Genomic DNA, 11701 nt, shown 5'->3' with positions numbered 1-11701 from the left:
TTCATTACCATATGACTTGCTGTTAACAGTTATTTATCATTTTCTATTTCATTCAGAGAGCATTTATATGCAAAAGTCATTTCTTATTGTTTTGGTTATTGCCATTCTTGGCGCAATTGCGCTATCTCAATTTGCAACAACATTACCCGCTTACATCGCCTTTGTTGCTGGCGTGATTATTACTACGCTTATCTTTAAATTTGTCCCTGATTTAGGTACCACTCAAGCTGCTGATGAACAATATGTCGGCCCGACAATGACACTCTATGTAGGCAACTTGCCTTATCGTGTGCATGAGGGAGAAGTGAAAGTCTTGTTTGGTGAATTCGGCCCAGTCAATTCAGTCCGTTTAGTTCGAGATCGTAAAACAGGTCGCCGTAAAGGCTTCGGTTTTGTTGAAATGTCCGAAGCAGGTGCTCAAAAAGCAATGGTTAAGCTAAATGACTTTAACTTCCAAGAAAGAACCTTAAAGGTTAGAGAAGCTAAGACTCAAGATTCGGAAGCTGCCGACCGTACAGGTACTGATGAATAATCTGCGTTAGCTTATCCGTTCTGGTTGATTGTGGTGATTCGCTCTAGGGCCGAAAAGCCACAATCGACTAACATAGTCATCAATCCCTCACTGATTTCCGCTTTAGTATAAAACGCCTGCATAACCGAATCTTGATGCGCGTCTTTTAGACCTTGCTGTTCGCTCTTAGTAGCTAACAGTGTTTTGACTCGTTTAGCTATTGCTTCACCTGAATCAAGCAGAGTCACACCTTGACCCAATACCTGCTGCAATTCATCACGCATCATTGGGAAATGAGTACATCCAAGTACCAATACATCTAACTCCGCCTCGACAATCGGCGACAATATCTGCGTTAATCGCACCATATCCAGCTGACCAGTGGCAATCTTCTGCTCGGCCATCAGTACTAATTCCGAACATCCGAACAGCTCTACATGGCAGTCATCGGCAAATTGGCTAATGAGTTCGTGAGTATAGTGGCGCTTTACCGTACCTGGGGTGGCTAGTAAACCGATACGCTTACTTTTAGATAACTGCGCCGCGGGTTTAATGGCGGGGACAACGCCCACCACAGGAATAGATAAAGTGGCACGCAGCGCGGGCAGCACAACCGTACTCGCGGTATTGCAAGCAACGATAACAATGGCAGCATGGGTACGCTCGACGACTTGGTCGATTAGCGCGACACAGCCTGAGACAAGTTCATGCTCCTCCAATTCGCCATAGGGCAATCTGGCATTATCGAATAAATAGCAGTAATCATGGTGAGGAAGCAGTTTGCGAATTTCTGCTAATACGGATAGACCGCCGATGCCAGAATCGAATACTAATATTGGTTGCGACAAGCCCATCTCCAGTTAATTCTTCGCCCCATGCGCGGGCGGATTTTCCCACAGCTTTGCTCAAACCGCAAAACCAAGATGCTGGACATTCGTGTCACCTAGTATAAAATTTGCGCCCCAATTTACAGCCACGGTGAATCAACAATGAATTTAGCAGCAATGGATCCCACGACCTATGATGCGCAACTGACTGCAAAGCGTATCAAGCTAGAGCAGACCTTTGCCCAATTTGAGACGCCGAGTGTTGAAGTGTTTGCCTCTGAGCCTGCCAACTACCGTATGCGCGCCGAGTTTCGCGTATGGCATGAGGGCGACGATTTATACTATTACATGTTTGATAAAGTATTGAACGACAAAGTACGTTGTGATCAATACTTACCTGCGAGTGCGTTAATCAATCAAATGATGGCGGCACTGATCGCCGAGTTAAAACCTAACCACAGCCTACGCCACAAACTCTTCCAGGTTGATTTTTTATCAACGCTCAGTGGTGAGATTCTAGTATCACTGCTGTATCACAGACAGCTTGATGACCAATGGCGCAGCGAAGCCACCGCGCTCAAAGCTAGATTGAGCAGCCAATTTAAGGTCAATATCATTGGCCGTGCGCGCAAACAGAAAATCGATTTAGATAAAGACTTTGTGGTTGAGTCACTGCAAGTGAATGACAAAGTTTTCCATTACAAACAAATCGAAAACAGCTTTACCCAGCCAAATGCCAAGGTGGCAATCAAGATGCTGGAATGGGCTATCGACGTGACTCAACACAGCCAAGGCGATTTGCTGGAGCTTTACTGTGGTAATGGCAACTTCTCTATCGCGCTGGCACAAAACTTTAATCGCGTGCTCGCGACCGAGTTAGCTAAACCTTCGGTGGATGCAGCCCAATACAATATCGAAGTCAACAATATCGATAATCTGCAAATTATCCGCATGTCGGCGGAAGAGTTTAGCGATGCGATGGCCAAAAAACGCAGCTTCAGGCGCTTAGAAGGCATCGATCTGGATAGCTATGTGTGCAACACCATTTTTGTTGACCCACCACGAGCAGGTATTGACCCAGCTACGTTGGACTTAGTGCAAGGTTATGAGCGGATTTTGTATATCTCGTGCAATCCCGACACCTTAAAAGACAATTTGCAGCAATTAAATCAGACTCACAAGGTGACACGTTTTGCGCTATTCGATCAGTTCCCTTACACCGACCATATGGAAACAGGTGTGCTGTTAGAACGTCGTTAGGCGACTCTATATACCTAAAAACAAAGGAGCCTGTGGCTCCTTTGTTTTTAGTCAAACCGTACCCAACTAACGATGTTCTACTTTATGTTGTAATGCTTCAGCGCCCTTGGCGACCATGCGCAGCTGCATTACTAATTGATCGGCAAGCACTTTACGATCGGCGCGCTTCATATCCAGTGCCGACGCTCCGGCGTTAAACACTAAGGTCACTAGCGCTTCTGCCTGCGCTCTGGCTAGCATAGGTGTACGGCCCGCCGTCGCTTCGGTGTAATGGGCCAATTCAGAAATAAAATGTTCAATCTCGCGAGCCACCGCAGCGCGGAATGCCGCCGAGGTACCTGAACGCTCATGCAGTAAAATTCTGAAAACGTTTGGATTAGAATCAAGAACTTCCATAAAGGTATCCACTGATATACGGATCACGCTACCACCCGCTTCAGCACGTTGACGCCCCTTGCGCATCATTTGCCTTAGGGTAAGCCCGCCCTCGTCGACCATAGTCAACCCGAGTTCATTCATATCCTTAAAATGACGATAAAAGGATGTGGGCGCAATGTTGGCTTCCCTCGCCACTTCTCGCAAACTTAAGCTAGAGAAGCTCCGCTCAGCACTGAGCTGGTTAAACGCCGCATCGACTAGAGCCCGCCGAGTTTTCTCTTTTTGCTGTGCACGAATACCCATTCTTGAATCCGCTAACTGAATGTAATGACGCGATAATACCGCTTTTGCGATTGAAACACAGCCCTATCCACCTTGACCAAACAAGATTGCTGGGCTAAATTAGCTTACAGTTGTACGCTCAAATGCGGATATTGGAAACTATAATGAATAAACCCCCTATCATCTGGCTTAATGTCACCCTATTTAGCCTAACCTTTCTCAGTGCGGTAATCCTCGTTCCTTGGTATGGCCTAGCCCACGGTTACGGTGCCAGCGAATGGATTGCTTTTGTGGTGTTAGCCTTTGCCAGTGGCCTGTCGATCACTGCGGGTTACCATAGACTCTGGTCACATAAAGCCTATAAGGCACATCCTGTAATACGTTTCATCTACGCACTTGGTGGTGCATTAGCATTACAAAACAGCGCGTTACATTGGGCATCCGATCATCGAGTGCATCATAAGCATGTCGATGACAATGACAAAGATCCTTACTCCGCCAACATGGGTTTCTGGTACAGCCATATCGGTTGGATGCTGCGCGAATACCAAGCCCAGCGTTACCATGACTACCAAAACGTGCGTGATTTACAGAACGACCGTATCGTGATGTGGCAACACAAGCACTATCTTGCACTTGTGCTACTTATGAATATTGGTCTGCCTGCTTTATTAGGCTGGTTCACTGGCAATATCGCGGGTATGTTACTGATGGCGGGACTTCTGCGCTTAGTGGTCGTGCATCACTGCACCTTCTTCATTAACTCCCTCGCCCACGTTTGGGGTAGCCAACCTTATACCGATAAAAATACGGCTCGCGATAATGGTTTTCTGGCTGTACTGACCTACGGTGAGGGTTACCATAATTTCCACCATATCTTCGAAAACGATTATCGTAACGGGATTAAATGGTGGCATTACGATCCGACTAAGTGGTTGATTAAGGCGTTATCTTGGGTGGGTTTAGCCAAAGACTTACGCACGAGTCCGCAGGAGCGAATCGAGAGTGCCCGCTTACAAATGCAACTGCTGCATGCTAAAAGCAAAGTGCTCAATTTGCCAAATGCCGATGAAATTATTGAAAAAATTCAACAAGAGTATGAGTTGATGAAACAACACTTACTCGAATATTATCAAGCCCAAAAGGCACTGTTAGAGGCCAAACGTAAGCAACTGGTCGATCAGCAATTATTGCAGCAAGTCGAAGAGCTAAAAACCCGACTCCTGAATCAGCAAAAAAGCTGGAAGAGCCTGACTGCAACTTATAGCTAGGCCACAATTATCGGTAAAAATCATACGGCCGCCTTGCATGGTGGCCGTATCCTATTATGATGATGCCTCATTCACTTTTTACAGGATGTTAGGCTCATGTCGAATTGTGCAGTATCTCCAACCGATAGCATTAAACTCACCGAATATAGTCATGGTGCCGGTTGCGGCTGTAAAATTTCCCCTAAAGTACTGACCACCATTCTTGCCTCGCAGCTGCCTGTATTTACCGATCCTAATCTGCTGGTCGGCAATCAGAGTCGCGATGATGCGGCCGTGTATAAGCTCAATGATGAGATTGGCATTATCAGTACCACTGATTTTTTTATGCCCATTGTTGATGACCCCTTTACCTTTGGCCGCATTGCTGCCACCAATGCGATTAGTGATATTTACGCCATGGGCGGCACGCCGATGATGGCGATTGCTATTTTAGGCTGGCCAATCAACAAATTGCCTGCCGAAATCGCGCAACAAGTGGTTGATGGCGGTCGTCAAGCCTGTATGGAAGCAGGCATTATGCTGGCTGGCGGTCATAGCATCGATGCACCTGAACCTATCTTTGGCCTTGCGGTCACAGGGCAAATCGCCCTTACGGATTTAAAACAAAACGACACAGCTAAAACTGGCGATCGTTTGTATCTCACAAAACCGATTGGCATTGGCATTCTTACCACGGCACAAAAGCAGAAGAAGCTAAAAGACGAAGATAGCCACATTGCGGTGAATGCCATGTGCCAGCTCAATAGCGTAGGCGCTAAGATCGCTAAGATCAAAGGCGTAAACGCCCTGACAGATGTCACTGGCTTTGGCCTTGCAGGCCATCTGCTCGAAATGTGCCAAGGCGCTAAACTCACCGCCAAATTAACACTCGATGCAGTGCCGCTCTTACCTCGCGCCCTCGACTATCTTGCGCAGGGTTGTGTTCCCGGCGGAACCCACCGTAACTACGACAGTTATGGCGAGCACTTACCCACTCTAACCGATTATCAGAAAGCCATTTTGTGTGACCCACAAACCAGTGGCGGCTTGTTAGTGGCGGTATCGAATGAGGCCGAAGCAGAACTGGTGGCACTGCTTAATGCCCATCAAATTGAGCCTATCTGCATTGGTTCGTTAGAAACGCCCACCTCCACCGCCAATGTGGTGCTGTGTTAATGACAACAACGATTATCCAGGCTCAGCAATACCACGATATCTTTGTCGCTGGGCAGCCATTAATCGACTTAAGAGCGCCAATCGAGTTTGACCGCGGCGCGTTTCCTTCTTCGGTAAATCTGCCGTTAATGGTTGATAAAGAAAGGGAAAAGGTCGGCACTTGCTACAAAGAGCAAGGACAGCAAGCCGCGATTACCTTAGGCCATTCACTCGTACATGGCGCAGTAAAACAACAAAGAATTGATGCTTGGTTAAACTTTTTATCGGCCCACCCCGAAGCTTACCTTTACTGCTTTCGCGGCGGGCTACGCTCACAGCTAACTCAGCAATGGCTTAAAGAAGCGGGCGTAGTCGTACCTTATGTACAGGGTGGCTACAAAGGCATGCGCCAATATTTAATTGGTGTGATTGATGCCGTCCCTAGCGAACAACGCTTGTTAAGCCTAAGTGGTATGACGGGCTGCGGTAAAACGGATTTTTTAAGACAGCGCAAAGAGGCAGTGGATCTTGAGGGTATAGCCAATCATAGAGGATCGAGTTTTGGTAAAAACATCGACCCACAACCAACGCAAATAAACTTTGAAAATCAGCTCGCGATTGCACTACTCCGCCACCAACAGGGTAATCATTCCTGCTTACTACTTGAGGATGAAAGCTTTCTGATTGGCCGCTCAGCGCTGCCGCAAAGCTTTTATAGCGCCATGCAGGCAGCCGATATTGTGGTACTCGAAGAAGAAGATGACATCAGGCTCACTCGCTTACTCGATGAATATGTTCATAAAATGCACCGAGGATTTATCGAGCGTCTCGGCTTAGAGGCAGGTTTCGAAGCCTTTAGCCACTACCTATTACAGAGTCTTGGCAGCATTCGCAAACGTCTTGGCGGTAAGCAATATCAAGAGTTACAAGACATGATGCAAAATGCGCTATCGCAACAACTTAATCAAAACCAAACTTCACAACATTTGGCCTGGATAAGTATGCTACTGCACAAATATTACGACCCCATGTACGAATACCAGTTGCAAAAGAAAGCCGGCAATATTCTGTTTAGGGGAGGTCACCAAGCCATGCATGAGTGGCTGGATAACTATCAGCGGGATAACTATCATCGGAATAACAATCCGTTGGATAGCCACCACTCAAACCGCTAAAAACAAGAAAACCGTGTGCGAACTGCCCACGGTTTTCTTTATCCATCTCGTTAACTTAATGCTTATTGAGTAGATTTGCGACACTATCCCTGAGCGAGTGCCGATCAGCATTTTGCCCATCCACCACATCCGTTAAACTCACCAATACCTTGGACCAGAAGCGTTTAGGCATTGTAGTCAATGCATGGCCATCTTTATGACTAAAGTAAGAGCCCCACAGACCATTGAGCGCCATAGGGATTACGGGCACGGGATCGCGGGCCAAGATTTTATCGATACCAGGGCGAAACTCACCGAGTTCACCATCCGGCGTTAAACGACCTTCAGGGAAGATACACACCAACTCGCCATTCGCTAACGCTTCATGAATTGATTCAAAGGCTTGATTGTAAGTCGTCTCACTCTGGCGCGGCGAACAAATCGGAATCACTCCTGCATGGCGGAACAGGTATTTCAGCACCGGAATTTCACTGATCGATTTATCCATCACAAAGCGAATCGGCCGGGTCGACGCCCCCATAATGATCAACGCATCCACATAGCTCACATGGTTACAGACTATGATACCCGCGCCTTCTTTGGGGATCTTTTCCCGCCCAGTCACAGTCACTCGATACATCACATGGCTGAGTAAGTAACTGATAAATCGTTGGGTAAACTCAGGCACTTGTGAATACACATAGAGAGCAACAACGAAATTCATCACGGCTAGCAGTAAGAACAACTGTGGAATACTCCAGCCAGCCACACCGAGTAACAGCATAGACAACAACGCTGACGCCACCATAAAGAGCGAGTTCATAATGTTATTCGCGGCAATCGCTTGCGCACATTCTCCCTTCGCAGAACGCGCTTGAATAAAGGCGTACAGAGGCACGATAAACAGACCACCGCTGACCCCAATCATAAAGAAGTCCAACATCACTCGATAATGCTTCTGCTCAGCAATAAAGCTTTGTAAGCCATAAACAAAACTAGCATCCGCAGGTGCAGGCGGAATCGCCCACAGCAAGTCCACACCAAACACGGTTAACCCGAGCACCCCAAAGGGCAACAAGCCTAACTCCACATGGCCAAAGGAAAAACGCTCACAGACAAAGGAGCCCACCGCAATCCCAATAGAGAACATTCCCAGTAGCAGCGACACCACTGTCGCACCAGAGTGCAAATGCAGCTTGGCAAAGTTAGGGAATTGGGTCAGATATGTCGCCCCCAAAAACCAGAACCAGCTAATGGCGAGGATGGCCATCCAAATCGAAGGCGTTTGGCGTGCCTTCTTAATGGTGCGCCAAGTGCCTGATAATGGCCGAAATTGGATTTTCTGTACCGTGCCCTGCGGCGGTAAAGCAGGGATCGCACGGCTAGACAAATACCCCGCCAAGGCAAGGGCTGCGACCGTGATGGCCGACCACAAGGTGGCGTTGTTTTCAGACACTAAGATCCCGGCACTCAAGGTACCGATCAAGATAGACAAAAACGTCCCCATCTCAACCCAGGCATTGCCCGTCACTAACTCATCCTCTTTTAAGGCTTGAGGCAAGAGGGAATATTTGACCGGTCCAAAATAGGCTGACTGGCTACCGGTTAAAAACAGCAGTAATAACATCATCATATAATTCTCACTCACAATGGCGAGTGCGGCGCTGAACATAATGATGACTTCGAGCAATTTTAATCGACGGATAAGTTTGGCTTTATCCATATTGTCGGCCACGACGCCAGCATGGGCAGAGAACAGGAAAAACGGCAGGATAAAGACCCCCGCAGCCAAATTAACAAACATGTCGACGCTAATGGGTAAATCATTGACTTGGCTGAAGGTGACGAGCAACAGCAACACATTTTTATAGATATTGTCGTTAAGTGCGCCCAGACATTGGGTTGCGAAATACGGTAAAAAACGTTTTGTTAGCAGCATGATGCTTCCCTCTGATAACCCATTCCCTGTAAATACCCTGTCACATGACTCTCTAGTAAAGCGGGTAAAGATGCCGTATCGGCAAACAATTTATTATCCAGTGATAAGGCGGTGAGTCCGTGGATGCCGCCCCAAAGCACTCGGCTCATTTGAAGTTGCTGCTCAGCAGTCTTATTGGGGAACAATAGGGCTAACTCACGCTCAATTAAACTGAATAAACCCGCAATAAGTTGGCCTTGGGATTCGGGCAAAGGTTCGGAGTCGAGTAGCTGCAGTTCAAATACCAACTTAAAACATTGGCGCTGCGCATGGGCAAACTCAGCGTATTTTTGCGCCATACTGATGATCTGATTGCGACTATTATCTGCATTTACCTCGGAGAGCTCATGCATCAGCGCCTGCAGCGTTGCCTCAGAAACGGCTAACAAAAGGTAGTTATAGCTACCAAAGATATTGATTAAGGTACTCGGCACATAGCCAATCTGGCTTGCAATCTTGCGTAAACTCAGTTCTTGTGTCCCTTGCTGTTGCAGCAGTGCCATTGCTGCTTCTATTGCCATAGCACGAATCTCATCATGACTATGTTCTTTGCGTCTCGCCATAGGTCTCACTCCCTGTTGAATGGTGTGAGATTAACAGCCTAAAAAATAAAAAACAACGTTCAAAATAAGTTTATTTTGCGTACAGCATGAAGTAAAAGGCATAAAAATGAGGGAAGAAAGTCTAACTCTGGGCAATCGCTCGATGCGAACCTTGGAGGGAATTTAACTTTTAACGCATAAAAAATGACGCCCTCAATTGAGGGCACCATTTCGAGATTGAACTTTTACCTAGCGGCAGTGATAACTCATCACGACTCTGTCGGCCCCAGCGCCAAAATAGTCCGCTTCGAAGGCAGTATCGACAAACCCTAAACGCTGATATAAACCATGGGCAGGATTATGGGGATCGACAGTTAAATCCACCCGCTTAACCAGAGGTGGTATTTGGCTTAAACATTGTTGTATTAATTGTTTACCAATGCCTCGTCCGCGGGCTTGCTCACTCACCGCCACGGACAGGATCCACATACAGGTAGGGTCGCCACTTTGAGCGCAGAGCACATAACCTAACAGCTTACCGCCATCATCTATGGCAACAAGAAAATACTCAGGCCAACAATCAAACCCTTGGCGGAAGAAAAAATCGGGATAACAATGATCGCCAAAGATAACCTGTTCAAGTTGAAAAACGTCGGCTAACTCTGACTTTAATACTGGACGAATCGACTGCATGTAAACCTATTCACCAATTAAAATTTTATCCCACTCTAAATTTGGCGCACCAACAACAATAAAGTTAGGATTCTCAAGCGTCTCACGCTCGTTATAAGTCAAAGGTTGCAGCTCGGTATCCATGAGCTGACCACCCGCTTCCTCAATAATGATCTGCGCGGCGCCGGTATCCCATTCACCTGTCGGCCCTACTCGCACATAACAATCGGCGCGTCCTTCGGCGACCAGACAACTCTTCAAGGCCGCACCGCCCATGACCACAAGCTCACAATGCTTAGGATGATTGAAGAGGGTCAACACGGATTGAGGATCCTGACGACGACTCACCGCTAACCTAAGGGAAACTTGCTCACGGTGCTGAATTTGCCGACTACTGATGCGCACTTCCTGCTTATCGGTGCGTTTATAGGCACCTAATCCCGCGATGGCGTAGTAACACACCTGCGTCATCGGCACATAGACCACACCCATTACTGGACGATTGTGCTCCACCAACGCAATGATCACCGAAAAATCACCACTACCGGCAATAAACTCTCCCGTGCCATCGAGAGGGTCGACTAACCAATAACGTTTCCAGCCTTCACGCTCACTCAGGGGAATATCGGCAGCCTCTTCAGACAGGATAGGAATATCGGGCGTCAATGCGGCCAAACGTTCACATATCAGCTTATTCGCCGCTAAGTCCGCCGAGGTGACAGGGGTATTATCAGACTTAGTCTCTCGCTCAAAATTACCCTTGAGGTAAATCTCACGAATAGTGCGACCCGCATCCGTTGCTATCGCAATCACCTCGTCGATTAACTCTTCTGGCTTCATAACTACTCCAATCGCTAACATCGCGAATGATCCACAAGCACTCAATTGCTGAATGCTATAACAAAAAAGATTATTTAAGTTGTAGATGTTTCTGCGCTAAAAACAATGCGCTTACACTACGGGATTCTGAAAAATCGCTATTTTCGAGTAACGCTTCCCACTCGGCCAACGCCCAAGGCACCACATCTATGGGTTCAGGCTCATCGCCTTCGAGGCGGCTTTCATATAAATCTTCTGCTATGAAAATTTGCATCTTGCTAGAGAAATAACCCGGCGCAAGGCTAAGTTCTTTCAACAGGGTCAGCTTACGGGCCCCAAAACCGATTTCTTCCTGCAATTCTCGATTGGCCGCTTCGATAGCTTGCTCACCAGGGTCTATTAATCCCTTAGGAAAACCTAGCTCGTAATTGTCAGTACCAGCGGCATATTCACGGGCTAACAGCATGTTACCTTGATGAATGGGTACAACCATCACAGCGCCACGGCTTCCGCCCTTCATCCGCTCATACTGGCGCTCGACACCGTTAGAGAATTTAAGATGGACTTGTTCAATTTGAAACAAACGGCTCTTAGCGACAACTTCAGTATGCAAGATTTCCGGCTTGTGGTGCCGCTGTGACATAACTGCCCCTGGATAAAAATAGCAACAAACTAACTAGGATAAGTGACAATCTTACTATCCTGTCTTTAATCTACAACCTGAATTTAGTGCGGCTATTCCAAAGAACACGACCCAAGTAATGGGATTTAAGTCACGCACTAAGCAATAACAAAGGAGAAGCGGCTAAAACTATCCCGCTTTTTATCGCGAAAATTCACCCACAAAAAAGGGGCTAAGCCCCTTTTGATGTC

The 11701-nt window shown here is 47.2% G+C and carries 12 protein-coding genes; 5 read left to right on the top strand and 7 right to left on the bottom strand.

The features are described from left to right. The first annotated feature begins 67 nt into the window (after positions 1-67). Complete coding sequence (locus tag FJD32_RS01015; protein WP_037430549.1) at positions 68-532, top strand: RNA-binding protein; 465 nt, start codon at positions 68-70, stop codon at positions 530-532. An 11-nt stretch (positions 533-543) separates the two neighbouring features. Here the strand turns inward: FJD32_RS01015 and murI are convergent, their stop codons facing one another. Further along, the gene (murI, locus tag FJD32_RS01010; RefSeq protein WP_088587006.1) at positions 544-1359 is read right to left on the bottom strand and encodes a glutamate racemase; all 816 of its coding nucleotides are present in this window, start codon (positions 1357-1359) and stop codon (positions 544-546) included. Between the two features lie 141 nt (positions 1360-1500). Between murI and trmA the strand changes: the two genes are divergently transcribed. Further along, entirely contained in the window at positions 1501-2598 is a 1098-nt protein-coding gene (gene trmA / locus FJD32_RS01005; protein WP_088586505.1) for a tRNA (uridine(54)-C5)-methyltransferase TrmA, read from the top strand. A 66-nt stretch (positions 2599-2664) separates the two neighbouring features. Here trmA and fabR read toward each other — a convergent pair whose 3' ends face one another. Further along, the gene (gene fabR, locus FJD32_RS01000; RefSeq protein ID WP_011070594.1) at positions 2665-3279 is read right to left on the bottom strand and encodes an HTH-type transcriptional repressor FabR; all 615 of its coding nucleotides are present in this window, start codon (positions 3277-3279) and stop codon (positions 2665-2667) included. 143 nt (positions 3280-3422) lie between these two features. On the opposite strand from fabR, the gene FJD32_RS00995 reads away from it, so the two are divergent. From FJD32_RS00995 to mnmH, 3 genes are all read left to right on the top strand, one after another. Further along, positions 3423-4529 carry a fatty acid desaturase gene (locus FJD32_RS00995; protein WP_037416479.1) on the top strand — a complete coding sequence of 369 codons (1107 nt, stop codon included), beginning with the start codon at positions 3423-3425 and terminating at the stop codon, positions 4527-4529. A gap of 96 nt (positions 4530-4625) precedes the next feature. Further along, positions 4626-5684 carry a selenide, water dikinase SelD gene (gene selD / locus FJD32_RS00990; protein WP_037416476.1) on the top strand — a complete coding sequence of 353 codons (1059 nt, stop codon included), beginning with the start codon at positions 4626-4628 and terminating at the stop codon, positions 5682-5684. Then, positions 5684-6838, top strand: coding sequence for a tRNA 2-selenouridine(34) synthase MnmH (mnmH, locus tag FJD32_RS00985; protein WP_069453811.1), 1155 nt, complete (start codon positions 5684-5686; stop codon positions 6836-6838). The genes selD and mnmH overlap by 1 nt, the downstream gene beginning before the upstream one ends. Positions 6839-6893: 55 nt before the next feature. Here mnmH and FJD32_RS00980 read toward each other — a convergent pair whose 3' ends face one another. The 5 genes from FJD32_RS00980 to nudE form a co-directional block, all read right to left on the bottom strand. Then, on the bottom strand, positions 6894-8756 hold the full coding sequence (locus tag FJD32_RS00980; protein ID WP_069453812.1) for an MFS transporter: 1863 nt from the start codon (positions 8754-8756) through the stop codon (positions 6894-6896). Beyond that, on the bottom strand, positions 8747-9358 hold the full coding sequence (locus FJD32_RS00975) for a TetR/AcrR family transcriptional regulator (RefSeq protein ID WP_088586504.1): 612 nt from the start codon (positions 9356-9358) through the stop codon (positions 8747-8749). Before FJD32_RS00975 ends, FJD32_RS00980 begins: the two co-directional genes overlap by 10 nt. A 228-nt stretch (positions 9359-9586) precedes the next feature. After that, positions 9587-10030 (bottom strand): N-acetyltransferase, encoded by a 444-nt coding sequence (locus FJD32_RS00970; protein ID WP_088586503.1) that lies wholly within the window; start codon positions 10028-10030, stop codon positions 9587-9589. A 6-nt stretch (positions 10031-10036) separates the two neighbouring features. Beyond that, entirely contained in the window at positions 10037-10849 is an 813-nt protein-coding gene (gene cysQ / locus FJD32_RS00965; RefSeq protein ID WP_037430525.1) for a 3'(2'),5'-bisphosphate nucleotidase CysQ, read from the bottom strand. A 70-nt stretch (positions 10850-10919) separates the two neighbouring features. Beyond that, entirely contained in the window at positions 10920-11471 is a 552-nt protein-coding gene (gene nudE / locus FJD32_RS00960) for an ADP compounds hydrolase NudE (RefSeq protein ID WP_037430523.1), read from the bottom strand. Between the last annotated feature and the right edge of the window lie 230 nt (positions 11472-11701).

It is taken from the genome of Shewanella sp. LC6 (assembly GCF_006385735.2).
In the GTDB taxonomy this organism is placed as follows: Bacteria; Pseudomonadota; Gammaproteobacteria; order Enterobacterales; family Shewanellaceae; genus Shewanella; species Shewanella xiamenensis.
The sequence above is the reverse complement of the archived record's forward strand: the minus strand, read 5'-3'. Positions and strand labels throughout refer to the sequence as shown.

Bases quoted from the DNA above. Each gene is read 5' to 3' on its own strand.
- FJD32_RS01015 (WP_037430549.1), top strand. From the start codon at position 68: ATGCAAAAGTCATTTCTTATTGTTTTGGTTATTGCCATTCTTGGCGCA.
- trmA (WP_088586505.1), top strand. From the start codon at position 1,501: ATGAATTTAGCAGCAATGGATCCCACGACCTATGATGCGCAACTGACT.
- fabR (WP_011070594.1), bottom strand. From the start codon at position 3,279: ATGGGTATTCGTGCACAGCAAAAAGAGAAAACTCGGCGGGCTCTAGTC.
- FJD32_RS00995 (WP_037416479.1), top strand. From the start codon at position 3,423: ATGAATAAACCCCCTATCATCTGGCTTAATGTCACCCTATTTAGCCTA.
- selD (WP_037416476.1), top strand. From the start codon at position 4,626: ATGTCGAATTGTGCAGTATCTCCAACCGATAGCATTAAACTCACCGAA.
- mnmH (WP_069453811.1), top strand. From the start codon at position 5,684: ATGACAACAACGATTATCCAGGCTCAGCAATACCACGATATCTTTGTC.
- FJD32_RS00980 (WP_069453812.1), bottom strand. From the start codon at position 8,756: ATGCTGCTAACAAAACGTTTTTTACCGTATTTCGCAACCCAATGTCTG.
- FJD32_RS00975 (WP_088586504.1), bottom strand. From the start codon at position 9,358: ATGGCGAGACGCAAAGAACATAGTCATGATGAGATTCGTGCTATGGCA.
- FJD32_RS00970 (WP_088586503.1), bottom strand. From the start codon at position 10,030: ATGCAGTCGATTCGTCCAGTATTAAAGTCAGAGTTAGCCGACGTTTTT.
- cysQ (WP_037430525.1), bottom strand. From the start codon at position 10,849: ATGAAGCCAGAAGAGTTAATCGACGAGGTGATTGCGATAGCAACGGAT.
- nudE (WP_037430523.1), bottom strand. From the start codon at position 11,471: ATGTCACAGCGGCACCACAAGCCGGAAATCTTGCATACTGAAGTTGTC.